The sequence below is a fragment of the Hymenobacter yonginensis genome (assembly GCF_027625995.1).
Lineage (GTDB): Bacteria > Bacteroidota > Bacteroidia > Cytophagales > Hymenobacteraceae > Hymenobacter > Hymenobacter yonginensis.
Window position 1 is genome coordinate 4,129,014 of the sequence record NZ_CP115396.1, and the last position, 25,718, is coordinate 4,154,731.

The 25,718-nt window shown below is 63.8% G+C and carries 19 protein-coding genes; 11 read left to right on the top strand and 8 right to left on the bottom strand.

Translation table 11 applies throughout. The features are described 5' to 3' along the window. The first annotated feature begins 96 nt into the window (after positions 1-96). Positions 97-1,020, top strand: a complete 924-nt coding sequence (locus O9Z63_RS17835; RefSeq protein WP_270126717.1) for a TerB family tellurite resistance protein — start codon at positions 97-99, stop codon at positions 1,018-1,020. A gap of 119 nt (positions 1,021-1,139) precedes the next feature. After that, a complete protein-coding gene (locus tag O9Z63_RS17840; protein ID WP_270126718.1) occupies positions 1,140-2,693 on the top strand; it encodes a DUF4139 domain-containing protein in 1,554 nt (517 codons plus the stop codon). A gap of 15 nt (positions 2,694-2,708) precedes the next feature. Here the strand turns inward: O9Z63_RS17840 and O9Z63_RS17845 are convergent, their stop codons facing one another. Together O9Z63_RS17845 and O9Z63_RS17850 are read right to left on the bottom strand one after the other, a co-directional pair. Further along, positions 2,709-3,851, bottom strand: coding sequence for a mechanosensitive ion channel family protein (locus tag O9Z63_RS17845; protein WP_270126719.1), 1,143 nt, complete (start codon positions 3,849-3,851; stop codon positions 2,709-2,711). Positions 3,852-3,953: 102 nt separating this feature from the next. Further along, a complete protein-coding gene (locus O9Z63_RS17850) occupies positions 3,954-5,183 on the bottom strand; it encodes a Glu/Leu/Phe/Val dehydrogenase dimerization domain-containing protein (RefSeq protein ID WP_044014974.1) in 1,230 nt (409 codons plus the stop codon). 242 nt (positions 5,184-5,425) lie between these two features. On the opposite strand from O9Z63_RS17850, the gene O9Z63_RS17855 reads away from it, so the two are divergent. Then, positions 5,426-5,734: an ArsR/SmtB family transcription factor gene (locus O9Z63_RS17855; protein WP_044014970.1), complete on the top strand. Its 309-nt coding sequence runs from the start codon at positions 5,426-5,428 to the stop codon at positions 5,732-5,734. A 301-nt stretch (positions 5,735-6,035) separates the two neighbouring features. On the opposite strand, the gene hemA is transcribed toward O9Z63_RS17855, so the two are convergent. Then, positions 6,036-7,307 carry a glutamyl-tRNA reductase gene (gene hemA, locus O9Z63_RS17860; RefSeq protein WP_044014965.1) on the bottom strand — a complete coding sequence of 424 codons (1,272 nt, stop codon included), beginning with the start codon at positions 7,305-7,307 and terminating at the stop codon, positions 6,036-6,038. A gap of 309 nt (positions 7,308-7,616) precedes the next feature. Here hemA and O9Z63_RS17865 point away from each other — a divergent pair, with 309 nt between their 5' ends. Beyond that, positions 7,617-8,798, top strand: coding sequence for an ATP-binding protein (locus O9Z63_RS17865; protein ID WP_270126721.1), 1,182 nt, complete (start codon positions 7,617-7,619; stop codon positions 8,796-8,798). 10 nt (positions 8,799-8,808) lie between these two features. Here the strand turns inward: O9Z63_RS17865 and O9Z63_RS17870 are convergent, their stop codons facing one another. From O9Z63_RS17870 to O9Z63_RS17880, 3 genes are all read right to left on the bottom strand, one after another. Beyond that, a complete protein-coding gene (locus O9Z63_RS17870) occupies positions 8,809-9,981 on the bottom strand; it encodes a lipocalin-like domain-containing protein (protein ID WP_270126722.1) in 1,173 nt (390 codons plus the stop codon). Positions 9,982-10,025: 44 nt separating this feature from the next. Beyond that, complete coding sequence (locus tag O9Z63_RS17875; RefSeq protein ID WP_270126723.1) at positions 10,026-10,781, bottom strand: carboxypeptidase-like regulatory domain-containing protein; 756 nt, start codon at positions 10,779-10,781, stop codon at positions 10,026-10,028. A gap of 206 nt (positions 10,782-10,987) precedes the next feature. Beyond that, positions 10,988-11,695 carry a carboxypeptidase regulatory-like domain-containing protein gene (locus tag O9Z63_RS17880; RefSeq protein WP_270126724.1) on the bottom strand — a complete coding sequence of 236 codons (708 nt, stop codon included), beginning with the start codon at positions 11,693-11,695 and terminating at the stop codon, positions 10,988-10,990. A gap of 182 nt (positions 11,696-11,877) precedes the next feature. On the opposite strand from O9Z63_RS17880, the gene O9Z63_RS17885 reads away from it, so the two are divergent. The 5 genes from O9Z63_RS17885 to O9Z63_RS17905 all read left to right on the top strand — a co-directional run bounded on the left by O9Z63_RS17885 (position 11,878) and on the right by O9Z63_RS17905 (position 20,975). Further along, entirely contained in the window at positions 11,878-13,638 is a 1,761-nt protein-coding gene (locus O9Z63_RS17885) for an amino acid permease (protein WP_270126725.1), read from the top strand. A gap of 122 nt (positions 13,639-13,760) precedes the next feature. Continuing rightward, positions 13,761-19,214: a DUF3320 domain-containing protein gene (locus tag O9Z63_RS17890; RefSeq protein ID WP_270126726.1), complete on the top strand. Its 5,454-nt coding sequence runs from the start codon at positions 13,761-13,763 to the stop codon at positions 19,212-19,214. A 58-nt stretch (positions 19,215-19,272) separates the two neighbouring features. After that, positions 19,273-19,539 carry a hypothetical protein gene (locus O9Z63_RS17895; protein ID WP_270126727.1) on the top strand — a complete coding sequence of 89 codons (267 nt, stop codon included), beginning with the start codon at positions 19,273-19,275 and terminating at the stop codon, positions 19,537-19,539. Next, positions 19,509-19,859, top strand: a complete 351-nt coding sequence (locus O9Z63_RS17900; protein WP_270126728.1) for a hypothetical protein — start codon at positions 19,509-19,511, stop codon at positions 19,857-19,859. Before O9Z63_RS17895 ends, O9Z63_RS17900 begins: the two co-directional genes overlap by 31 nt. Positions 19,860-20,006: 147 nt before the next feature. Further along, a complete protein-coding gene (locus O9Z63_RS17905) occupies positions 20,007-20,975 on the top strand; it encodes a lipid A deacylase LpxR family protein (protein ID WP_270126730.1) in 969 nt (322 codons plus the stop codon). A 171-nt stretch (positions 20,976-21,146) separates the two neighbouring features. Here O9Z63_RS17905 and O9Z63_RS17910 read toward each other — a convergent pair whose 3' ends face one another. Next, positions 21,147-22,106 carry a DMT family transporter gene (locus O9Z63_RS17910; protein ID WP_270126737.1) on the bottom strand — a complete coding sequence of 320 codons (960 nt, stop codon included), beginning with the start codon at positions 22,104-22,106 and terminating at the stop codon, positions 21,147-21,149. Between the two features lie 150 nt (positions 22,107-22,256). Beyond that, positions 22,257-23,246 carry a tRNA dihydrouridine synthase DusB gene (dusB, locus tag O9Z63_RS17915; RefSeq protein ID WP_270126740.1) on the bottom strand — a complete coding sequence of 330 codons (990 nt, stop codon included), beginning with the start codon at positions 23,244-23,246 and terminating at the stop codon, positions 22,257-22,259. Positions 23,247-23,431: 185 nt separating this feature from the next. Between dusB and O9Z63_RS17920 the strand changes: the two genes are divergently transcribed. Both O9Z63_RS17920 and O9Z63_RS17925 read left to right on the top strand, forming a co-directional pair. Continuing rightward, complete coding sequence (locus tag O9Z63_RS17920) at positions 23,432-24,478, top strand: CPBP family intramembrane glutamic endopeptidase (RefSeq protein WP_270126741.1); 1,047 nt, start codon at positions 23,432-23,434, stop codon at positions 24,476-24,478. Between the two features lie 67 nt (positions 24,479-24,545). Next, positions 24,546-25,493 (top strand): phosphatidate cytidylyltransferase, encoded by a 948-nt coding sequence (locus tag O9Z63_RS17925; protein WP_270126742.1) that lies wholly within the window; start codon positions 24,546-24,548, stop codon positions 25,491-25,493. Positions 25,494-25,718: the final 225 nt, after the last annotated feature.

Here is a 25,718-nt window from a genome sequence, read left to right on the forward strand (position 1 = left end):
GCGTACGACAGGGTAGGAGGCCGGGCGCTAACCAAATCAGGTAGCGTGCGTTAAGGAGTGCAGCAAATTCCCCTCCTACTTTCCAACTGCACGACGATGAGCAATTCCCAACTTCTCCAGAACTACTCCGATTCCGAAAAAGCGGCCTACCTGAGTGTTATTGCCAGCCTCGCCTCGGCCGACCGGGAAGCTTCCGCCACCGAAATAGAGTTTCTGCAACAGCTGGCCCACGAAGCTGGCCTGTCCGGCGGGGCTACCCAGCAGGTGCTGGGCGCTGCCCGCGACGCCAGCAACGAAAGCATCAAGAACAACCTCGACGCGCTCCGCAACAGCGACCTGCGCTACTCGCTCGTGACGGACCTCATCAGCTTTGCCCGCGCCGACGGCGCGTACGCCAACGATGAGGAAGCCATGATCAACAAGATTTCGGCCTACCTCGGCATCACGCCCCAGCAAACTCAGACCCTGAACCAGGTGGTAGACCAGGCGGCCCACGTGCCGCACGATGCCAGCGACCCGGCCAAGCAAGGCTTCTTCGGCGGCATCACCGACAAGCTGGAAAGCGCCGGCATCCCGAAAGGCGCACTGATGGCCGGCCTGCTGGGCGTAGTGGCCCCGATGGTATTGTCGAAGGTGATGAGTGGCGGCCGCAGCCAGAGCAGCGGCGGCGGTCTGCTGGGCGGCGCTATGGGCGGCGGCACCCTGGGCGGCCTGATGAGCGGCGCCATGGGCGGCAGCTCGATGGGCGGTTTGCTGGGCGGTCTGCTCGGTGGAGGCCTGCTGAGCGGCGTACTGGGCGGTGGCGGTTCACCAGCCGGGGCGCAGGGTTCTTATGGCAGCCTGCCGCAGCAAGGCTCGCACGTGGGTAGCGGCGGCCTCGGCTCGCTGATGTCGATTCTGGGTGGTTTGGGTGGCCAGCCTGGTTCGCAGCCCCGCAGCGCCGGCGGTGGCGGCCTAGGTGGCTTGATGAGCGGTGGCATGGGCGGCTTGCTCGGCGGCCTGCTCGGCGGCGGCCGCTAGGCGTCAGCTGTAGTTTCCGGAATATAAAAAAGGCCGGCGGCTTCCTGAGGGAGCCGCCGGCCTTTTTTATTGCCGTTTGATCTGCGCACCTTGGCTGCCCAATTCTGAATCGGGAAGCTATGCGCCAATATTTACGTGTCTTTCTGCTGCTTCTGCCCGGGGCCGCCGCCGCTCAAACCTCTACCCCGCTTGTCCCGGCCAGGCCTCCCCTCACCAGCGTAGTGGTGTACCTGAACGGGACGTCGCTGGAACATAAGGGGCAGGTGCAGCTGCCGGCTGGCCTGAGCCGGCTGGTATTCGATAACCTGTCGGCCAAAATCAAATCCGAGTCGTTGGAGCTGCAGCTGGGCCCGGCGGCCGAGCTGGTTTCATTGGATGCCGCCGATGAGCTGCCGGCCTCGCCAGCCAACCAGCCTGCCCTCGACAGCCTGCGCCGCACCCGCGACGAAATAGAGCAGGTGGAGGCCGAGCTGAAAGGGCTGGAAGAAGAGAAGGTGTTTTTGCAGGCCAACCGCACGCTGCCCGCCGGCACCCAGGCCAACTGGAGCGCGGAAGTGCAGAAAGGCGCCACCCTGCTGCGCACCCGCACGGCCGCCATCCTGCGCGAAACCCAGCGGCTGCAGCTGCGCCAGACAGAGCTAAAGAAACAGGCAACGCTGCTGGAACCCCGAACGGCCAAAGACCCTGCCGACCGGGTAGTGGCGCTGGTGCGCACCAAGCAGGCCGGGCCCGTGCCGCTCACGGTGCGCTATTACGTGAGTAGCCGCATGCCGTGGCAGCCCAAGCTGGATATCCGGGCCGATGAAGCGGGGCGGGAGCTGCGCTTCGATCCGCATGGGATGCTGCGTAATCAGTCGGGGCTGGCGTGGCAGCAGGTGCGCCTCACCATCATGAACTACGCCCTGGCCGACGATGTGTCGCGCCCGCAGCTGGAGCCCTGGGCGCTGGACTTTGCTGGCGGCGACCATATCGGCGAGGGCCGCATTGATGAGTTCGTGGTGAAAGGCACGGCCAAAGGCCAGCCCGCCAACGTGGCGCAAAGCACCCGCTACGAGGTGCCCGAGCCCATTACGCTGGCCGTAGGGGGCCGACGCGACGTCTCGTTGCCGCCCCTGCGGCTGGCGGCCCGCCCCGAATACCTGGCCCTGCCCAAACTCTCCGACAAAGTATACCTGACGGCCAAAGCCACAGGCTGGGAAGGCCTGCACCTGCCTGACGATGCGGCCGTGTACCACAAAGGCGGCTACGTGGGCCAAGTTGACCTGAACGAGCGGGCCTACAACGATTCCTTGGAAGTAACGCTGGGCTACGATGAGCAGGTGGTAGTGAGCCGCACCAAGCTCAAAGACTTCAGTGGCAAGGCAGGCCTGAGTGGTAAGCGCCGCGTGCAGCTGGCCTACGAGCTGAACGTGCGCAACCGCCACACCGAACCCATCCGCATCCGGATACAGGATCAGATTCCGGTTGCCAGCGAAAAGGAAATTGAAGTGAAAGCGCTGGAAATCAGCGGAGCCCAGCTAGACGAGCGCACCGGCCGGCTCACGTGGGTGCTGACGCTGGCTCCCGGCACCAGCCAGCGCCTGGGCTTCAGCTTCCAGGTCGACTACCCGCAGGACGAGAAAGTGGAAATCATCCAGCACCGTGCTACCATCAAGTCGCCGAAGTTCCGCTAGCCGGCCGCCCGGCTGCTACACCGTGGGCGTGCCTGCGGAGTTGAGGCCGTCGAAGCGGCTGCCGGGCGCCAGCTGCACCACGGTATTGCCGGTGCTGGCAAAGTGGCCGCCGGCTTGCTCCACCACTTCCACGAGGCGGTAGTTGAGCTCTTCCTTCACCTGCAGGTACTCGTCGTAGTTGGTGGTTTCCACGAAGTACTGCACGGTCACTTCCTTGGCGGCCGGCGTCAGGGCCGAAAACTGCATCTGCACGTCCTTGGTGACCAGCGCATTTTCGGCAATGAGGCGCTTGCCTTCCTCCACGATGCGGTTCAGCTGCTGGCTGGAGGTGGTGTGGCTCAGGGCCAGCGTGAAGCTCACGCGCCGCGCCGTGCGCAGCGAAAGGTTGTCCAGGGGCTTGTCGATCATGGACTTGTTAGGCACCGTGACGTAGCTTTTCTCGGCCGTGCGCAGGCGCGTGCTGCGGAAGCCTACCTTCTCCACCGTGCCCGCCACGCCCCCCACTTCCACCAAATCGCCGACGGCAAAGGGCCGGTCGAGGAAGATGGTGAACGAGGCAATCAGGTTTTCCAGGCTTTCCTTAGCGGCAAAAGCCACGGCCAGGCCCCCGATGCCGAGGCCGCCAATCAGGGCCGTAACATCCACCCCAAATACACGGCCCAGAATGCCCAGAAACGCCAGCACAATGATGAGCACTTTCATCAGGTCTTTGGCAAACGGCACCAGCTCGGCCTGCAGGCTGCCGCCGGCACTGGTGCGGCGCCGAAACACCAGCACCGCAAAATCGACGAGGCGCAGGGCAATCCAGGCCACACCCCAGATAATGCCGATCTGGTAGAGCCGGAACAGCGCCACTTTCGGCCAGGGCTCGTTGTGGGTCAGTTCCGAGCTGCGTACCGGGTAGTCGAGCACCTGAAACGCCAGGTAAATCGTCACGAAAAACACCACGATGGACAGCGGCCGGATCAGCAGCGCCTGAAACTGATCCTCACTGACTCCCTCGGTTTTGCGCCGGATAAACCGGAATACCACCCGCGACACCAGCCGCGACAGCAGCGTTTTGAACGCGTAGCCGAACAGCAGAATGCCCACGCACCACAGGTAGGCGGCTACGTTGTTGCCCAGAAAGCGGTAATGCAGGATTTCGGAAAGGGTCATTCTATCTGTAGAGTTTAGGGAATAGGGCTTCGGCAATAGGGCCTGGTGATATTGGGCCGTCTATTGCCTAACCACCAAGCCCTATTGCCGAAGCCCTAGTAACTATACCAGCTGGCGCAGAGCCATTTCAAACGATTTCTGGGCCACGCCGGTGCGCGAATCGCCCTGCAGGCGGGTGCGCTCCAGGGCCCGGCGGATGATGCGCGAGGTGTCGCCGAAGATGGCCTGGTCGGTGATTTCGGCGTTGGTTTCCATCAGGTAGGCAAACACGCGGGCCATGCCGCAGTTGGCCACGAAGTCGGGGATGACGGACGTGTGCTGGTCGGCAAACTCGCCGGTGGGGCCGAAGAAGATTTCCGGGTCCTGGAACGGCACGTTGGCGCCGCACGAAATCACCTCCAGGCCGCCCGCAATCAGCTGCTCCACCTGCTGGCGCGTGACGAGGCGCGAAGCTGCCGCCGGAATGAAGATTTCGGCGCCGCTGCTCCAGATGCGCTGGTTTACCTCCTCAAACGACAGCAGATCCGGCGCGGTGAGGGCGTTGCCTTCGCGCTGCAGAAACAGCGTCCGGATTTCTTCCAGCGAGAAACCCTCTTCCTTGATCAGGCCGCCGGCCCGGTCGATGATGCCGGTGATGCGGGCGCCCTGGCTGGCCAAGTAGTAGGCCGCCGCGGCGCCCACGTTGCCCCAGCCTTGCACGATGGCGCGCTTGCCGGCCACGCTCCGCTCGCCCCACAACTCGTAGTAGTGGCGCACGGCCTCAGCCACGCCGTAGCCCGTAATCAGGTCGGCGACGGTGTATTTGCGGCTCAGGTCGGGCGTGAAGGCGGCATCTTCCAGCACCTTTACCACACCTTGGCGCAGCTGGCCCAGCTTCTGAATCTTCTGGGGCTCGGTGGCGCGGTAGTGGCCGTTCACGATGCCTTCCTGCGGATGCCAGAGGCCGTAATCCTCCGTAATCGGAATTACGTCGTGGATTTCGTCCACGTTCAGGTCGCCACCGGTGCCGTAGTAGTTCTTGAGCAGCGGAATCACGGCCCGGTACCAGCGCTCCAGCACGCCGCGCTTGCGCGGGTCCTGCGGATCGAAGTTGATGCCCGATTTGGCGCCCCCAATGGCGGGGCCCGACACCGTAAACTTCACTTCCATGGTTTTGGCCAGGCTTTCCACCTCGCGCTTATCCAGGCCCTTGCGCATGCGGGTGCCGCCGCCGGCCGCGCCGCCGCGCAACGAGTTAATCACCACCCAGCCTTCGGCTTCCGTTTCGGCGTCTTTCCATTCGAATACAATTTCCGGGCGCTTATTCTCGAATTTAGCCAGCAGGTCTTTCATGGATGGGTGGAAAAAGGGTGGGGGAGGGAAGGCAATAATTTTGTTGGTCAAAGGTAAGCAGCCCCCCGTAAGAATTGGGGTCTTTGCTGCGTTAGGGCAGCAAATAGCGTTGCCTGCCTGCCCTGTATGGCCCCGGTTTTTCTGGTTCGATTTCTGTTACCGGAACTCTTTGAGGCGTAAATATCGTAGTAGGCATATTCCTGACGACAACGTCCTCCACTTCGCCACCGTAGTACCTCCTTATGAAACCTTTGCTGTCACGCGTAGAATCCAAAAAAGTAGACAAGGCTGCCGCCATGCTCAAAGTGCTGGCGCACCCGAAGCGTTTGGCCATTGTTGATTTGCTGGGCAAAGAGGATAAGATGACCGTAACGGAAATCTACCGCTCGCTCGATTTGCCACAGGCTATTGCTTCCCAGCACCTTATCACCCTCAAAGACCGCGGCATTCTGTCGTCGTTCAAGGTGGGTACCAAAATCTATTACTCGCTGTCCATTCCCAAGCTGCTCGACGTTATCGACTCGCTGGAAGAGTGCTGCGACACGATGTAGGCACTGCCTGCTCGTTCTTCTTAATCGGAAAAGACCGCCATCAGACGGTCTTTTTTCGTTGGTGGGCAGGCCATCCGCCGCAAATATGGCGGGCCCGCCGCAGGCACACTCAGCCGGCTGCCGATGGCGGCGGCAGTCCAGCGTATAGACCAGAAATCCAGAGCCTGGCCTTCCTGCCGGCCCCCGGAATCAACTCCAATACTCGTCTGTAGTCCCCGGGGCAGGCAGCAAAAAAGGCCTTCTTCCGCTGGAAAAAGGCCTTTGCGCTTATGAGGGACTTGTAGAATTGCCGCTTAGGCTATTACGCTACCGTCGGCTGGTGTTCCAGGTCAAACAGGTCGGTGAGCACGTCGATCAGCTGGTCGGCCTCGCCGCGCTTGCAGGCAGCTTTGAGCTGGATGACGGGCTGCTTGAGGATCTTCTGCATCAGCGACTTGGTAACCTCGTCCATGCGGCGGGCTTCCTCGGGACTCATCTTCTTCTGGAAGCGGTCCATTTCCTCCTGCCGGATCTGCTCCAGGGCGTTTTTGAGCTTCTGGATGGTCGGCGACACCATCATTTCCTTGCTCCAGTCGTTGAGGCCGGCAATGCTTTCGGCAATGATGGCGCGCACGTGCGGCACGGCGGCCAGACGGCGCTCCAGCGCGGCCGAGGCCTTGCTCTGGATGGCGTCGATGTTGTAGACGAGCACGCCCGGCACGGTTTCCACCTCGGCCTCAATGCTGCGCGGCACCGATAGGTCGATGAAGAACTTGTAGCTGAGCACGTCGAGGTGCTGCACCATCTCGCGGGTGAAGAAGGGCGTGGCGGCCGCAATCGACGACACGATAACGTCGGCTTCCTTCATGCCCTGCACCAAGTTCTCGAAGTCCAGCACCTTCAGGCCGCACTCTTCGGCCAGCGTTTCGGCCTTGGAGCGGGTGCGGTTGCAGATGGTTACGTCCTGAAACTGCTTGCTGTCGCCGAAGTGGCGGCACACATCGGCCCCGATTTCACCCAAGCCAACCACTAGCACGCGTGGGTTGGCGACGTCGGCGGTCAGCTCCTCTACCAGCTCCAGAGCGGCGTAGGAAGTGGAAGCGGCGCCGTCGCGGAAGCTGGTTTCCTGCTGTACGCGCTTGTTGGTGAAGAACACGGTGTGCAGCAGGCGGTGCAGAAACGGGCCGGCGGCGTCTTCGTCGGCGGCCCACTGGTAGGCCTGCTTCACCTGGTTGCTGATCTGCAGGTCACCAACTACTTGGGCGTCAAGCCCCATGGCTACCTCAAACAGGTGCTGCACGGCAGCATCCGCCTCGGTGAGCAGGTCAAAGTAAGGCTCGTAGCTGCTGGCGTCGGCCAACCCCTTGAGCTTGCCCAGGGCGGCAATAATGGCGGTGCTGTAGTCGAGGTCGGCGGAGTAGTACACTTCCGTCCGGTTGCAGGTGCTTAGCACCAGCAGGTCGGTAAGGCCCAACTCGTGGTGCAGCGTGTGCAGAAAGCGGCGGCAGGCGGCTTCGTCCAGTGCAATAAGCTCCCGAATTTGCAGGGGGGCTTTTTTGAACGAAAGACTGACTGCCTTGAAAGGATGGGACATAGCGGGTGGCTACTGCAATTGCAGAAGGCAAAATTACGGCACAATTTGGTACCGTGAAAACAGCCAGCAACCTATCCTGGTTCGAGAAAGGTTGAAATTGCGTTTTAGGGCTTTAAAGCGTCTTTTTGAATCGATAAACTGACAAAAATCAACTGATAAGCGGCCCGGTGGGTGGCCTTGGGCGTAACGGCAGCGCCCGGCGGCGCGTTGTACCTTCGTTCCGCTCGGCGGGCTTCGGGGTAAACCGGAGCCGGCGCCGCGCCCAGCGGCCCGCTGCTGCCGGACTTTCACCCGCGTTTCCTTCGTGCTTTGATAGCCATCTACGACCAAAAATCCCGCATCAAGCTGCTGATTGTAGCCGTGGCGCTGCTCATTGCGGCAGCTACCGTTATCTACACCAACATTCTGGTGCAGCGCGTATCGGAGCGGGAGCAGCAGCAGATTGCGCTCTACGCCAAGGCCCAGCGCTTCATTATCAACTCCGAGGTCGACTCGAACACCAACTTTGTGTTCGAGGAAATCATCAACGCCAACACCACCATTCCCATCATCCTCACTGATGACGAGGGCAACATCGTGGATGCCAAAAACGTGACCGTGCCCAAAGGCAGGTCGGAAAAGGCGGCCATTGCGTACCTACGGCGCGAAATTGCGGTGATGGAGCAGCAGCACCGCCCCATTATTATTGAGCTGGGCGCCGGGCTGCGCAACCGCATTTACTATAAGGATTCTGTGCTGCTGGCGCAGCTGCGCACGTATCCGCTGGTGCAGCTGGCCGTTATTGCCTGCCTGGGCGTCATTGCCTACTTCGCGTTCAGCTACTCGCGCCGCTCCGAGCAAAACCGCGTGTGGGTGGGTTTGGCCAAGGAAACCGCGCACCAACTGGGCACGCCCCTGAGCAGCCTGATGGCCTGGCAGAGCTACCTGAGCGAGAGTGAGCGGTTCAAGGACGAGCCGATTGTAGAGGAGCTGAGCAAGGACATCCGGCGGCTGCAGATCATCACGGAGCGGTTCAGCAACATCGGCTCGGTGCCGGTGCTCAAGCCCGAAAACATCCTGCGCACCACCCAGAACGCCATTGCCTACCTGCAGAGCCGCGTTTCGAAGAAGGTGACGTTTGAAATCAAGACCGACCTGCCCACCGACACGCCGGCGCTGGTGAACGTGCCGCTGTTCGACTGGGTGATTGAGAACATCTGCAAAAACGCCGTGGATGCCATGGACGGCCGCGGTAGCATCACGCTGCACCTGCGCCGCCCCGTGCGCGACAAAACCGGCATTGCCATCGACATCACCGACACCGGCAAGGGCATCCCGAAAAGCAAGATCGACAACGTGTTCCTGCCCGGCTACACCACCAAAAAGCGCGGCTGGGGCCTGGGGCTAGCGCTAGCCAAGCGCATCATCGAGAACTACCACCAAGGCCGCCTCTTCGTGAAATGGAGCGAAGTCGGGCGCGGCACCACGTTCCGGGTGGTCCTGAAGGGATAGGCAGCGGTGCCTAGCGCGCAGCCGGCGCGGCCGTGGTAGCAGTAGGCGGCGGAGTGAGCGGGTCTTTGCCAGCCTTCCCCCGATTCGTTAGCTCCACGTAGCTGTTGCCGCTTACGGGCTTGCCGTTGTGGGTGCCCTCTACCCGGCACATGCCTTCCCAATAGCGCATCTTGATGCCGGCAAACAGCTTGAGGGTCAGCTCCTGGTCTGCGACGAGGGGCGTGATGGTGAGGTCGTATTGCTGGCTGGGGATGCGCAGGCTCCACTTGCTAGGATAGCGTAGCTTGGAGTGCGGGCTGGTCCAGTATTCCAGCACATCGAGCTGAAAGTCTTTGGCTTCCAGGTCTACGGCCTGGCCCGGCTGGGGGCCGTTGTAGGTGCCGCCGTTTACTACTCTGCTGGAGTTGCGGTCGAACAGCTGGTAGGTCATGATTTCGTGGCGCGTCACGCTGCCCGGCGCGGATGCCGTACCGGCCACGGCGGCGGCAGGCTCATCGAGCTGCAGCGAAAACCAGTCCCAGCCGATGCCTTTGTTGGTGACGGAGTTGCAGTTCCACTGCCGGTCATACCACATGTCGCCGGTTACCTCGTGCACTTTGCCGTCGACTTCAATGGTGCCGGTAGTGGTCAGGCGCGGGTAGCTGTAGTAGCCGGCCTTGGCCACGTCGCCGTAATTTTCGTAGCCGGTGCCGCTGTGCAGCAACACGGGCTTCTGCGGCTTGGTGCTCAGGTTGATGGCGTAGCCTTTGTGGCTGGCCATGCGGCCCTGCAGCTGGTACTCGCCGGTGACGCCGGCCAGGGTCCAGCGCTGGTCGTCCTTTTGCATATGCAGGCTGACGGGCAGCGCCGAGTCGAGCAGCTTGGGCAGGCGCTCCACTTTGTAGTCGTAGCGGAACTGCTTGGTTTGCGGGTCGGTGATGGCGAAGTTCACCATCTGCCAGTCTTTCTTGCCGGTGATGTTGAAGTGGAAGAACACATACTCCACGCCGAACTGCTCGCCGGTTTTCACGTCGCGCAGGTGGCCCGTGAAGTACCACCACTCCAGCGAGTTCTGCTTGTGCACGGCTTCTTCCTGCGGCAGCTGGGCCCGCTCCGTGAATACGTCGTACTTATTGGTGGGCTTGAGGGCGCAGCCCGAGGTGGCAAAAACCAGAAATAAGGCGGCAAGCAACAGATTCTTCATACCCCGGAATAAGGATTTTGGGGGCAGAAAGGTTTAGGCGGCTGCTACCGAAAAGGTGCACGTACCCGATTCCAGAGGCTACGTGGGTGCCAGGGTTTTGCATAGTAACTGCGAGTTACCACTACTTCCCCCAGAGCTTGAGTAGACATTTTCAGTTCAATTGGTACGGTCAGCTGTTGGAGCACGTCCCAGCGAATATCCTGATTTTGGTAGCCGATGCAGGAGATGCTCAACGTAGTAGATGGAGTGAGGACGTAGGAATGCGCAAGGCGCAATTCAAACGTGCCATCCACATTCGTCGACGTACCGATACGTGTGCCCTGTATGAGAATCGTAACGCCAGGCAGACCGTCGCCGGTGCTGGCATCCGTGACCCGGCCGCGCACTACTTGACTCATGCTATCGGTAAGCACTTGATGCTGCGGATGGCGGATGAGCTTGCGCTGGTCCTGGGTCAGAAAATCGGTGTACACAGAAGCCGTAGGCTGCTGCCCGACGCTTTGCTCCGCCGCCAGTTCCCGCAACCCCAGCACGGCGGCCGCTGCCGCCAGCCAGGTGCGCCAGCGCGGTGCCGGCTCCGCCAATGGCCGCAACACGCGCTGCAGCTGGTCTGAGCGGAAACGGCCGCAGGGGGCGGCGGTGCGGTGCAGCAACGCCACTACCTCGGCGTCGCTGAGGGTGGTGAAGTCGATGACGACTTTGGCGCAGGCGGCGCAGTGGCGGCCCTGGGCGGCGGGCGTCATGGCGGCCCAGCTTTCGGAGCAGGACTGCGGAACGGAGAGGCGAAGCAGCTGAGGCATGGCGGGTAGTAGAAATGTTGCCCCTCTGATGCCGCCCGCTGCCCGATTCCACAGCCGTGTTCAAATTTTTTTGTCTGGATAGCTCCGGGTGTGGCACGGACTTCAGTCCGTAGCCCGACTATGTTGCGCCAGCCGGCTCGTTTGGGTGGCGCGCTCTGGCCGTTGCAGTCGGGCTACGGACTGAAGTCCGTGCCACACACAGCGGGCTACTTCAGCGGGGGCTTCTGGGGCGGGTCGTGCTGCACAATCCGGCCCATAATCTGCCCGCGGCCTTCCCGCGACTTCAGGCGCACCGTGAGCGGCGCCGGGGCCGGTGACACGGCCACGGATACCTGCTGCGCCACGAACACGAATGGGCTGTCCTGCACGCGCAGCTGCACGCTGCCGTTCTGCACGGCGGCCCACTTCTGCAGCATCACGAAGCTGAAATTGCCTTGCTCATCGGTGGTAGCGCCGTAAGGCGTGTCGCCGATGAAGATTTCGGCGCCGGGCACGCCCAGGCCGGTGGAGTCATCAAGGACGCGGCCGCGCACGGTCACTTGGCCGTTGGGGGCGTCGGCGAGGGCGTCGGTTTGGGAAGTGGGAGCGGTGCCGGCCGTGGTGGTGGGGGCCGTGGTCTGGCAGGAGCTGACCAGCGGCTTGAAGCTGAGCAGCGCCAATGACGTGAGCACCCAGCGGCGCCAGCGCGGGGCGGGCGGCGCCAGCACGGCGGCGGGCGGCGCAAACTGCCCGGCCCGGAAGAAGCCGCAGACGCTGCCCGCCGCCGGCCGGGCCAGCCAGGCCGTCACTTCGGCCTCGGTCATGCGCGAGAAATCCACGACTTCGTGCTGGCAGCTGCCGCAGTGGCGGCCGTCGGCGGTGGGCGTCATGTCGGCCCAGGCTTTGGGGCAGGGACTCGGAACGGAGAAGGCCATAGCGGAAGGGAAAGGTGAGGGAAAGTAGCAGCAGGCAAGGCAATTAGGCAGTGGCCCGGCCGCCGCCGGGGAAAGCTACCGAAAAATCAGGCCAGAGTCATCTGCCGGGGTTGTGAAGCAGCAATACGCAGCCTAGCCGCATTATTCTGTATCTTTTGCCCCTCTTACCTCGCTCCACTGCTTTGTCTAATACACTACCTCCCTCCCGTTTTGGCGGCCTGTTCCGCCGCAAAAGCCTCACTGATATCCTGCACAACCCGCCTGCCGACGCCGAAGGCCACGGCGGGGGCGGGGGCCTGGCGCGCCACCTCACCGTCCGCGACCTGACGGCGCTGGGCATTGCGGCCGTTATCGGGGCCGGTATTTTCAGCACCATCGGTAATGCCTCGCACGACGGCGGCCCGGCCGTGTCGCTGCTGTTTGTGTTCACCGCCATTGCCTGCGCGTTTTCGGCGCTGTGCTACGCGCAGTTCGCCGCCACCATCCCGGTGTCGGGCTCGGCCTACACCTACGCCTACGCCTCGTTCGGCGAGCTGGTGGCCTGGATTATCGGTTGGGCGCTGATTATGGAATATGCCGTCGGCAACATTGTGGTGGCTATTTCGTGGTCGGACTACTTCACCGGCCTGCTCTCGGGCGTAGGCTGGGATATGCCCGTGTGGCTCACGATGGGCATGCAAAGTGCCCACAAGCATTACAGCGAAGTGCTGGCCCTGATGCAGGCCGGCCAGCCCCTCTCGGCCGCCACAGCCACCCAGCTGGAAGGCTACAACGCCTGGAACTCGGCCCCCACGCTCTTCGGCGACCTGAAGCTGGTGATTGACCTGCCGGCCGGCCTGATCACGCTGCTCATCACGGCCGTGGTGTACATCGGCATCAAAGAATCCAAGAACGCCTCCAACCTGCTGGTGCTGCTCAAGCTGCTGGTGGTGGCCACGGTTATTGCCGTGGGCGTGTTCTACGTGAATCCCGACAACTGGAGCCCCTTCGCGCCCAACGGCGTGGGCGGCGTGCTCAAGGGCGTGTCGGCCGTGTTCTTCGCTTACATCGGCTTCGATGCCATTTCGACGACGGCCGAGGAGTGCAAAAACCCCCAGCGCGACCTGCCCCGGGCCATGATTTACGCCCTCATCATCTGCACCGTGCTCTACGTGGTGATTACGCTGGTGCTCACTGGCATGGTGAGCTACACCGAGCTGGGCGTGGGCGACCCATTGGCGTTTGTGTTCCAGAAAGTAGGCCTCAACTGGCTGGCGGGCGTGGTGGCCGTATCGGCCATCTTCGCCATGGCCTCGGTGCTGCTGGTGTTCCAGATCGGGCAGCCCCGCATCTGGATGACCATGAGCCGCGACGGGCTGCTGCCGCCGGTGTTTGCCCGCGTGCACCCGCGTTTCCACACGCCGTCGTTCAGCACCATCGTCACGGGCTTTTTCGTGGGCGTGCCGGCGCTGCTGCTCAACATGGACCTCGTGATTGACCTGACCAGCATCGGGACGCTGTTTGCCTTTGCGCTGGTGTGCGGCGGCATTCTCGTCATCGACCCGCACGGCCAGAGCGACGCCCGCTTCAAAGTGCCCTACATCAACGGCCAGTTTCTGGTGCCGATCATCATGCTGATCGGGCTGGGTTTGCTGTTCGCCTACAACCAGGCTGGCCTCGCGGCCTTCGGCAGCGCCGTGCGCGGCGACGGTGGCTACGAGGAGTTTCGCCACTACATCCCGATGCTGGTATTCATCGTGTTCTGCATCGGGCTGGCGTGGCTGTCGTTCCGCAAGAAGCTGAGCTTGCTGCCCACCCTGGGCCTGCTCACCAACCTCTACCTGATGACCCAGCTCGGCATCAACAACTGGCTGCTGTTCTTCGGCTGGCTGATTATCGGGCTGTTTCTGTACTTCAACTACGGCTACAAGCACAGCAAGCTGGGGCTGAAAAAAGCCGCGTAGTAGGGGTAGTTCTATAGTTCGGCCACCCTTTTTACAAACCCGCCCGCTGTTGCAGTAGGCGGGTTTGTTGTGTCAGGAAGCCGAAGCTGCCGGCTTGCCTTCATTGATTTTTATGGTGCTTTATGCCTGCTGATTCCCTCCTTGCCGCCCGCCTGGAAGCTGCCCGCCAGGAGCTGCTGGATTTGGGGCTGCGCAACCCGCTGCTCAACTTCCGGCCCTCGAAGGTGCGCGGGGTGGCAGTGGTGGGTGAAGACGCGGCGGCGGTGTACGAGCTGCTGGTGCGACGGCTGCGGGTGCTGCAGTTTGCGCCCCTGCCCGAAGCCCAGGCCGCGCCCCGCCTCGGCTGGAAAGGCGACCCCGCCCGCGCCGCCCGCCGGGCCGAAGCCCTGGGGTTGCCGCTCCCGGAGCCGGTTCCGGCCGCGCCCCCGCTGCCGCCGGTGGTAGACCCACTCGACAGCCGCCTGCAAACCGCCGAAACCGCCGACCAGCTGGAAAGCCGCCTGCTGAACACTTACTACACGGCCCGCACCAGCCTCGAAGAAACCGGCGCCAACATCCTGTACTTGGCGCTGGGCTGCCTCACCTGGTACGAAACCCCCACCAGCCCCGAGCCGCGGCAGGCGCCGCTGCTGCTGCTGCCCGTGGTGCTGGAGCGCGGCACTGTGGCCGAGCGGTTTCGGCTGCTGTATTCCGGCGCCGAGCCCGAAGGTAACCTCAGCCTGCAGGCCCGCCTGAAAGCCGATTTCGGCGTGCACCTGCCGCTGCCCGACCTCGACGAGCAGCCCTGGCCCGATTACGTGGCCGCCGTGCAGGCCGCCGTGGCGGGCCTGCCGCGCTGGGCGGTGGCCCCCGACAGCATCACGCTGGGTTTCTTCTCATTCAGCAAGCTGATGCTCTACCGCGACCTGGACCCGGCTGCCTGGCCCGCCGAAAGCCCGCTGCTCCAACACGCCGCCCTGCAGGCGCTGCTCGGCCCCGAAACCGGCTTTCAGGACCAGCCGCCCACCTTCAGTGAAACCGATTTTCTTGACGACGCTCGCCCCACTGCCGAGCTGCACCAAGTGCTGGACGCCGACAGCTCACAGCTGCTGGCTTTGCTGGCCGTGCATGAAGGCCGCAACCTGGTCATTCAGGGTCCGCCCGGCACCGGCAAGTCGCAGACCATTGCCAACCTGCTGGCCGAGGCTATCGGAGCGGGCAAGAAAGTGCTGTTCGTGGCCGAGAAGATGGCAGCGCTGGAAGTTGTGAAGCGCCGCCTCGACGCGCTGGGGCTGGGCGCCGCCTGCCTGGAACTGCACAGCAACAAAGCCAATAAGAAAAGCCTCCACGACGAATTGCGCGCTACCCTGGCCCTGGGCCGTCCGGCCGCGTCCACCGTGCTGGATGAGCAGATTGCGCAGTTGCCGCCGTTGCGCGAGCAACTGAACCGCTACGCACTGGCCGTGAATGCGCCCCTGGGCCGCAGCCGCCGCACCGCTCAGCAGGTAGCCGGGGCGTTGCTGGCCCTGCGCGAGGAAGTGGGCACGCAGCTGCTGCCGCGCCCGCCCTTCGCTGACCTCGCCACCTGGACTGACGCCGACGCCACCCGCGCCGATGTGCTGGCCGGTCGGCTCCAAGCCACCTTGCAGAAAATCGGACCGCCCCCGCAGCTGCTGTACTGGGGCTCTGGCCTCACCATGCTGCTGCCCGCCGACCAGGAAGAGCTGGTGGCGCGCCTGACCGCTGCCCGCCGGGCCGTAGAGGAATTGGCGCATACCAGCACCGTGCTGGCTGCGCTGCTGGGCTTGCCCGCGCCGCCCGATGCCGCTGCTGTGGCGGCGTTGCGGCCCGTGGCAGAGCAGGCGGAGCGGGAAGCGAAAGCCGCCCACAAGTTGGCAGCTGTGGCCGCTGTAGAGGCTTTACAGACTGCCGCCTCCGGGCTGGCCTGCCTGCTGCAGGCACCGAAACCCACCGGCCGGGCCACCACCGAAATCTTGGTAAACCTGGCCCGGCAGCGGCACGGTGAAGCGCTGGTAGCGCATTCGGGCGAGGCCGAAGCGGCCCTTGGCGCGGTGCAGACGGCATCCGCGGAAATGGCCCGGCTGCTGGGTGTACCCACTCCGCCCGACCACGCTACGGCCGCCGCGCTGCTGCCTCTGGCCGAGCATGCCGCGTTGGCTCCGCCTTTGCCCGGTGTGGCCGTTACCGACGCCTTCTGGCAGCAGCCTCACAGCCCGCTGCCTGCCGCCCAGCAGGCCGCCACTACCCTCAACGAGTTGCGCCAGCGCCATGCGGCCACATTGCTGCCCGAAGCCTGGGACCAGGATCTGGCCGCCGAGCGGGCCGTGCTGCTGACCACCGGCAGCAAGTGGTGGCGCTTTTTGAGCGGCGACTACCGTCGGGCCCGCCGCCGCCTGCAGCAGTTATGGCGGCAGCCCTTGCCTGCTTCGGCCGCCGAAGTCATGACCGTTATCGATGATATCCACGAGGCTGCCCAACACAAGCGGACCCTGCAGGAAGTCAGCCCGCTGGCAGGCAGGCTGTTTAGCACGGGCTGGTTGGCCGAGGCCTCCGACTGGCCTGCTCTCATGCGCGCCGCCGCCTACCTCACCCACACGCACCAACTGCTGACCCGGCAGCAGCTGCCTGCTGCTATCCTGCCTTATCTGGCTGCCAACCCGGAGGCCGCCTCACTGAGTGAGCCGCTGGCAGCTCTCAAAACCACTTTGCCCCGGCACCAGCAGGCGCTGCAACAAGCCGTAGCCGCGTGCCAGCCATCAGCCGATCGGCCGCAAAGCCTCACGAATCAACTGCCCGAAGCTTCATTTGCCGTGCAGGCCGCTGCCTTGGCTGCCTGGGCAAGCGCGACGCCCCGCGCCGATGCTATTGCCGCACAGGTAGCGGCCTGTTCCGCTGCTTTGCAGCAGGTGAAGCAGACGGAACAGGCTATCTGGCAGGCCGTGCCCGGTGCTTTCTTGTTCGGATTGGCTCCTGATTGGACACAGCAACCCTTCAACTCCCAAAAGGAGTTGTTGCGTGCCTGGGTAGCTGCCACGCCATTGCCTGCCGAACTGGCCGCTGCCGCGCAGGCTGTGGAAACTGCCCTGTCTGATCAGCAGCGGACTGTTATGGCGGTGGTGGCGGCATTGGCGCTGGACGAGGCACGCCGCTTCGGCCAGGCTGGCCCGCTGGTAGCGCAGCCACTGCTGGCCCAGTCCGAATTGCTAGCTGCCTGGGCTGCCGACGTGCCGGCTTTGCAGATGGCGCTGGAGTGGAACAACGTGGCCGGCGTGGTACGCACCGAGGGCCGGCCCGAACTGCTGCCGCTGGCCGAAACCTGGTCCGAAGCCCCGCGCTACTTGGTGGCGGCGGTGCGGCAAACCTGGCTGGAATACCTGCAGCGGCTGGCTTACACGCAGTTTCCGGCGCTGCCGCAGTTCGAGCGGGCCGGGCACGAGGACGTGGCCGCGCAGTTCCGCGCGGCCGACCGCGCCAGTCTGTACCACAACCGCACCCGCGCCATGACGCGGCACTTCGACAACCTGCCCAACCCGCTACTGCCCACTGCCGGCGGCCAGATGAGCATCCTTAAAAACGAGTTTGCCAAAAAGACCCGCCACCTGCCCATCCGCCAGCTGATGCAGCGGGCCGGGCGCGTGGTGCAGGCCATCAAGCCGGTATTCATGATGTCGCCGCTGTCGGTGGCCAGCTTCCTGCCGCCCGGTGCCGTGGAGTTTGATCTGGTGGTATTCGATGAAGCCTCGCAGGTGAAGCCCGTGGATGCGCTGGGCGCTATTGCGCGGGGCAAGCGGCTGGTGGTAGTCGGCGACTCCAAGCAGCTGCCGCCCACCTCGTTCTTCGACTCGCTGACCGGCACTGGCGAAGCTGCCGATGAGGAAAACGTGACGGCCGACATCCAAAGTATTCTGGAGTTGTGCAAGGCCCGCCAGATGCCCGAGCGGATGCTACGCTGGCACTACCGCAGTCTGCACCAATCACTGATTGCGGCTTCCAACCACCTGTTTTACGAGGATAAACTGGTGATTTTCCCCAGCCCCGGCGGCAAGGGCCAGCTCGGGCTGCTCTACCATCATCTGCCTGAAACGCATTACGAACGGGGTACCACCCGCACCAACCCGCTGGAGGCGCAGGCTGTGGCCGCCGCTGTCCTTCACCACGCCCGCACTACGCCCAAACTCACGCTGGGCGTGGTGGCGTTCAGCACGGTGCAGCGGCAGGCCATCCAGGATGCGCTGGAAGTGCTGCGCCGCCAGCACCCCGAAACTGAGGTTTTCTTTGCCGCACACCGCCACGAGCCGTTCTTCATCAAGAATCTGGAGAACGTGCAGGGCGACGAGCGTGACGTGATTCTGATCAGCATCGGCTACGGGCGCACTAAAGACGGTTACTTGAGCATGAGCTTCGGGCCGCTGAACGGCGAGGGTGGCGAGCGGCGCCTCAACGTGCTCATCACCAGGGCTAAGCAGCGCTGCGAAGTCTTTGCCAACCTCACGGCCGACGACCTTGATTTGAGCCGGACCCGCGCCCGGGGCGTAGCGGCGCTCAAAACCTTTCTCAACTTCGCCCAGCACGGCCGCCTCAACCAGAACGAGGAAACCGGCCGCGAAATGGAGTCGCCGTTTGAGGAATCGGTGTACCGCGCCCTCTCGGCCCGCGGCTACCAGTTGCGCCCTCAGATCGGTAGCCAGGGCTTCTACATCGATCTGGCCGTAGTCGACCCCGACCAGCCGGGCCGCTACGTGCTGGGTATTGAGTGTGACGGAGCCATGTACCACTCGGCGCGCTCGGCCCGCGACCGGGACCGGCTGCGCCAGCAGGTGCTGGAGGCCGTGGGCTGGCGCCTGCACCGCATCTGGAGCACCGACTGGTTCCGGGACCCCGGCCGCGAAACCGAGCGGGCCGTGCAGGCTATTGAAGAAGCCCGCCGCCTGGCTGCCCTTGATGAGCCCGACGAGCCGGACGCAGAGCCATTGCCCGAGCCCGCCGAGCTGGAACGGGAAGAGCCCGTGGCGCCCGACGTCAACCCGGCCGTTGTGCCCTACCAAGTAGCCTTGCTGCCCGATACCATCCGGCAGCAGGAGCTGCACCAATATAGCCTGGGCCAGGTGGTGAACTGGCTGAACGTGGTGGTAGGCGTGGAAAGCCCCATCCATATCGAGGAAGCCACGCGGCGTCTAGCCAACGCCAGCGGAGCCAGCCAGGTAGGCGCCCGCCTGCGCAAAGTGGGCCGGGATGCGGCCCTGCTGGCTCAGAACCTCCACTACCTGCGCCGGGAAGGCGACTTCCTTTGGGCCCCGGCTATGCAGCAACCTACTCTGCGCGACCGAAGCCAGCTGCCGGCCATCTCGCGTAAACTTCTTTATGTGGCCCCCGAAGAGCTGGCCCTGGCTTTGCGCACGGTGGTCGAGCAAAGCTTCGCGCTGCCTCGGGAGGCAGTGTTTCTGCCAGCCGTGCGGCTACTCGGCTTCGCCCGCCTCAGCGAGGAGATGCGCCAGCAGCTGGAGCCGGTGCTGGCCGGCCTACTGGAGCGTGGCGACTTGGTAGAAATCAATGGGATATTGAAGCCTATCAGCTAAGCAGAGCGGCTCTGCATCCTCTGCGCTAACCGCTGCGCCCTCTGCGGGCTAAAACCGTATGCTTCCACCTCCCGAAACCATCCTGCTCACGCTGCGTCTGGCGGGCTCCGTGCCGGCGCGGGCCGGCCGTGAGCTGCACGCCCAGCGCGTTGCCGCCCAGGAAACGGCGCGTGGTGCCGCCACCGAAACCGAAGCCCAGGCGGCCCACCGCCGGGCCGAGAAGGTGTTTTTTGCGGGGTTTGATGCGCTGCTGGATACCCGCACCGTGGGGCCCGACTATCTGGCCGGGAGAAGGTGGCGGAGGCCGTGGCCGGCGAGCTGCTGATGCTGGAGGAGCAGGGGCTGCGGGTGCCGTGCTTTGTGCTGCTGCCCAACCACCTGCACGCCGTGCTGCAGCTGCCGGCCGGCGCGGGCCTCTCGCTCTACAAAGCCGTGGAGCTTTTGTACCAGCGCACCGCCGCCCAGGCCCGCCGCCTGCTGCGCGGCCAGCTCCCGCCCGAAGCCGACTTCTGGCAAACAGGCTTCCACGAACTGCCCATACTGGATGTCGCCGAGCTGAGCCGCGTGCAAGCGTATCTGCTGGCTCACCCGCAGCGCCTGCGCCTGCCCGAACGGTTTCACAGCTGGCCCTATCTGCCAGAGTAGCCCCATCTGTGACACGGACTTCAGTCCGTAGCCCACCGGCACCGGCTACTTTGTGCAACGTGTTCGGGCTACGGACTGAAGTCCGTGCCACAGGGGGCAAGGCCGAAGTGCGGGCGGCTGCGTAGGTAGCGGAAAGTATTCCTGCTGATGCGCGTATTTCTTCTGCTGCTGTGCCTTACCGCCCGCCTCGCCCAGGCCCAGCGCCCGGACAGCGCCCACACCAGCCCCGACCGGCTGGTGTACTACACTTTCGCCAACGACGCCTTTTTCCGCTCCGACTACTACTTCACCCAGGGCCAGACGCTCATGCTAGTGCTGCCGGGGCTTAGCCGCTCGCCCATAAACCGCCTGCTGGGCCCCGTGCCGGCGGGCAGCACCCGCTACCACGGCATCCGGCTGCACTACGACGGCTTCACGCCGCTGCGCATCCAGGACCCGTTCATCCGGGTCGGCGACCGGCCGTATGCTTCGTATTGGTACGCCGATTTCCTGCGCATCGCCAACCAGCCAGCACGCAGGTTTCGCCTGACGACGGCGCTCAATCTGGGTTTTATGGGGCCGGCGGCCGGCGCCAAGGGCTTCCAGACCAAGCTGCACGAGTGGCTGGGTGCCCCCACGCCCCGCGGCTGGGACTACCAGATCCACAACGATCTGGTGCTGGGCTACGAGGCGCACGCCGAAAAGCAGCTGCTGGCCGTCGGGCGCGGGGCCGAGCTGATTGGGGCGGCGGATGCTTCCCTGGGCACGCTTTACACCTACGCCGGGGCCGGCGCCCGCCTGCGGGTGGGACTGCTCAACCCGTATTTCGATAACCTGGGCGTGAGCGGCCCGGCCACCCGCGCCGGCCAGCGCCGGGTGCAGCTCTACGCCGAAGGCCAACTGGAAGGTCGCCTCATCGGCTACGACGCCACGCTGCAGGGCGGCCTGCTCCGCTCCGACAACCCCTACACGCTGCCCGCCAGCGCCATCCGCCGCACGGTGGCGCGCCGCACCGCCACCCTCGGGCTCGGCTACGCCGGCGTGCGCTTAGAAGCCTCCGCTGTCCACATTTCCCCGGAGTTCGATGGTGCCCGCTCGCACAAGTGGGTGCAGTTTGGCGTGCGGGTAGGGTTTTGAGGTGCTGGAATAGAAGGGGGAGAGCGTCATCCCGATCCTGCGAGGAATCTCGCTAGTGTAGTAAAAATAGCATCACAACGTCAGCACGCGAGATTCCTCGCAGGCTCGGAATGACGTTCTTCATCACCTCATCACCTCATCACCTCATCACCTTCATCACCCAAAGCCACTTCACTTTGCCCGGTGGATGATGAAGACGCCGGCTAGGATGATGACCATGCCCAGCAGGTGCCAGAGGTTGAAGGCTTCGCCGTCGAGCACGCCCCAGGTGAGGGCCACGATGGGAATGAGGTAGGTGTTGGAGGCCGCGAATAGCGTGGTGCTTTGCTGAATCAGCTTGTTGAAGAGCACCATGGCCACGGCCGTGCTCATGGTGGCCAGCAGCGCAATGTAGCCGAGGGCCGTCCAGGCGCCCGGCACGGTGGCTAGCTTGTGCGTGAAATCGGAGACGCCGAATAGGTACAGCAGCCCCAGCGGCCCGATGCTGAGCAGCGTGAGGCTGGTGACGGCCACCGGCGACGGGCCGTGCAGGTGCTGCTTTATCACGTTCACGCTGATGCCGTAGCCGATGGTGGCGGCCACGATGTAGAGCCCGTACCAGGCGTTGGAGTCGCCGGAGGGCGTGGCCGCGCCGCCGCTGCCGCCCAGCAGCATCAGCACCACTGTGCCCACGAGGCCCAGTGCAATGCCCAGCACCCGCAAACTGGTGAGCTTCTGCCCAAACAGCACCGCGCCCACCACCAGCGTAAACACGGCCGTCAGGCCATTGAGCACCCCGGCCAGGCCCGAGGCCAGCTTGGTTTCGGCGTAGGCGAAAAGAAAGGCCGGGAAAAACGTGCCCACCACCCCGCTCAGCAGCAGCCACTTGTAGCGCTCGGCATCGACGCGGCGCACGTTGCGGAGCGCAAACGGCAGCAGCAGCAGCGCCGCAATGCTCACCCGCGCCGCCCCCAGTTCCATGGCCGAAAACACCACCAGTCCCTTCTTCATCAAGATAAACGAGGTGCCCCAGATGGTGGCCAGCACCAAAAGCAGCCCCCAGGCCGAAGCCGTAATTCGCTGCGGCGGTGGCGGCGCTACGGGCGGCAGGGTAGGAGCGGTGGCAACGGCCGGAGCAGGAGGGGTGGGCATGGGCGGGAAACTTGATCCGGCAGAACCGGAATAAAGAAAGAACGTCATGCTGAGCTTGCCGAAGCATCTCTACCGCTGGCTAACTTTCTTGATTAGCACTGCGGTAGAGATGCTTCGGCAAGCTCAGCATGACGTTCTAATGATAAAGAACTACCCCACCAAAACCGGCTCGGCGGCAATGATTTCGTTGAGGATGGCGTGTACTTCCTCGATGGAGTCGGTTTCGACGAGGCGCATGCGCCACTGCTTGGCGCCTTCGAGGCCGCGGAAGTACTGGGCGTAGTGGCGGCGCATCTCGAAGATGCCCACGCGCTGGCCTTTCCACTCGATGCTTTTCTCGAAGTGCATGCGGCACATGTTCACGCGTTCCTCCACGGTGGGCGGGGCCAGCAGCTCGCCGGTGGCCACAAAGTGCTTCACCTCCCGGAAAATCCAGGGGTAGCCGATGCTGGCGCGCCCAATCATCACGCCATCCACGCCGTAGCGGTTTTTGTACTCCACCGCCTTCTGCGGCGAGTCGATGTCGCCGTTGCCGAAGATGGGGATGTGGATGCGCGGGTTGTTCTTGATGGCCGCAATCAGGCGCCAGTCGGCGTCGCCTTTGTACATCTGCACGCGGGTGCGGCCGTGCACCGTGAGGGCCGCAATGCCAATGTCCTGCAGACGCTCGGCCACGTCCTCTACGTTTTTGGTGTTTTCGTCCCAACCGAGGCGGGTTTTCACGGTCACGGGCAGGTGGGTGTTGCGCACCACGGCGCTGGTCATTTCCACCATCTTCGGCACGTCGCGGAGAAGGGCGGCGCCGGCACCGCGGCAGGCCACCTGCTTCACGGGGCAGCCGTAGTTGATGTCGATGAGGTCGGGGCCGGCCAGCGTGCTGATGCGGGCGCACTCGCCCATCGTCTCCACGTCGGAGCCGAAGAGCTGAATGCCGATGGGCCGCTCGTAGTCGAACACGTCGAGCTTCTTGCGGCTTTTGGCAGCGTCGCGGATGAGGCCTTCCGAGGAGATGAACTCGGTGTACATCAAATCGGCTCCGTTGGCCTTGCAGACCGCCCGGAAAGGCGGGTCCGACACGTCCTCCATGGGCGCGAGCAGCAACGGAAAATCAGGCAAAGCAATGTCGCGGATGTAGACCACGGGTAGGGGAGTTAGCGGATTTTACGCAAATTTACGTCTTTCAGCGTCTTGGCAGCAGAACGTCATTCCGAACGGAGTGAGGAATCTCGCTGGTGTAGCAGAATCAGTTAGTACACTAGCGAGATTCCTCACTCCGTTCGGAATGACGTTTTAGAATGACACTACGCACTAAGCACCAATTGCCCATGAAAGGTTTCGTGTCCAGCCGCTTGCACCCAGCGGCCAATCTGCTGTTGCTGGTGGGGCTGATGCTGCTGGCGTTCTGTATTGGCAGCTTTCTGGTGATGGTGTTCAACTACCTGCTGTTTGGGGTGGGGCTGCGCGAGATTGGCGACGTCACGAAGGAGCCCTCGGGCCATCCGCAGGGCTGGGGCGTGTCGATGCTCAGCCAGGGCGTGCTGCTGTTGGTGGGGTTTGGCGGGGCCGCGCTGGCTTTGCCGCGCCTCACCGGCTATTCGCTTGCCGACTATTTCACGCCGCGCCGGCCGGTGCCGCTGGAGTGGCTGCTGGCTGCCGCCGGCCTCATCATTCTGAGCGTGCCCTTCATGTCGGGGCTGATTGAGTGGAACGCCGGCGCGCACTTTCCGGGCTTTCTGAAAGGCTGGGAAGCCGAGGCCCGCGAGATGGAAGACCGCGCCCAAGACCTGACGCGCTACCTCACGCAGTTCAGCACCGCCACCCGGTTTGTGGTGGGGCTGGTAGTAATTGGTGTGGTGCCGGCCATCAGCGAGGAGCTGGTGTTCCGGGGCGTGGTGCAGCGTAACTTGGTACAGTGGACTGGCTCGCGCCACGTGGGCATCTGGCTGGCGGCGGCCGTATTCAGCGCCATTCACTTTCAGTTCTTCGGCTTCGTGCCGCGCTTTGTGCTGGGGCTGGTGCTGGGCTACTTATATGAGTGGAGCGGCAACATTCTGGTGCCCATGGCGGCCCACTTCACCCAGAATGCCTTCCAGATCATCCTGCTCTACGCCCAGCAGCGCGGCGCGCTGGCCGGCGCCGGCTTCGACCCCGACTCGACGGAGGCGCTGCCGTGGTGGTGGCAGGTGGTGTCGTTGCTGCTGAGCGGGGCGGTGCTGTGGCTGCTCTACAAGCGTACCCGCGAGCTGCGCCCCGACCCTTTGCCCACCCAGATGCACACGCTTGGCAGTGGCGGCATGGCTATTGCCCGGCCCACAACGCCGCCCCCCGCCGCCCGTACCATCAGCCACGACGGCGTGGATACCACCCGGTAGCGCCTTTCCCGTTTCACTCTCTCCCTCCTGACTTCGGCGCGCCCCGCCCGCCCTTACGCTCCCTCCCTTGTCCGATACCGTTACCACTGCCTCCACCGACCCCGCCGCACCCGGCAAAAAGCCCATGTCCAACCTCGCGCAGCGGGTCGTTTTCGGGCTGATTGGGGCCGCCATGCTGTTGGGCAGCATCTGGTACAGTGCCTGGACGTTCGCCCTGTTTTTCGGGGCCGTGCAGATGCGGATGCTGTGGGAGTTCTACCGCATGATGCGCGAAGCTGGCTACAAACCGGCCGCGCTGCTGGGTGGGGGGATTAGCATCATAATATTCGCGTCGCTCTTCCTGGTACAGACCGGGGCAACCACAGCTACCGGCCTGAGCTATGTGGAGCCAGGCTGGCACACCGTCATATATCCCGGCAGTAGAATAGGAGCGTTGTTGGGTTTGCCGTTGCTGCTGCTGCCCACCATCCTCATCCTGCGCGAAATGGCGGCCTGGCCCCGCGAGAATCAGAATTTCTCGCCGTTTTCCAACGTGGGCGTGGCGTTGCTGGGCTTGCTCTACGTGAGCTTACCCATGAGCCTGCTCAACGTGGTGGCCTTCACCGAAACCGGCTACGACTACCGCCGCGTGCTGGCGCTGCTGTTCCTGGTCTGGTCTTCCGATACGGGTGCCTACGCGGCCGGCAAAACCTTCGGCAAGCACAAGCTGGCCCCAAAAATCTCGCCCGGCAAAACCTGGGAGGGCGCCATCGGGGGCTTCCTGCTGACGCTGGCCATGGGCTGGGCGCTGGGCTACCTGCTGCCCGAACTCTCGCTGACCTACCGCCTCGTGGTGGCTACGGCCGTGGCCATCTTCGGCCCCCTCGGCGACCTAGCCGAATCCATGCTCAAGCGCAGCGTGGGCGTGAAGGATTCCGGCCGCATCATGCCCGGCCACGGCGGCCTGCTCGACCGGTTCGATGCCTTCCTGTTTATTCTGCCGGTGCTGGCGCTGCTGCAGCTGCTCTGGGGCTGATTTCCGGGTTTCGGTAGATTTATTTCGCGGCCAGCCTCACCCAGGGCTGGCCGTTGCCGTTGAACGGTTCTGCTATCAACAGCACAAACCGAGCAGGGCTGCGGCGAGGCCTTCAACTACCAAAATCCACTCGCCCGCAACTCCACGTAAACCGTTTACCTTTGACGCCACAAATTCCCGCATAGCCGGCGGCGCATCCCCCGCAAAACCGGCCGTGTTATCCCC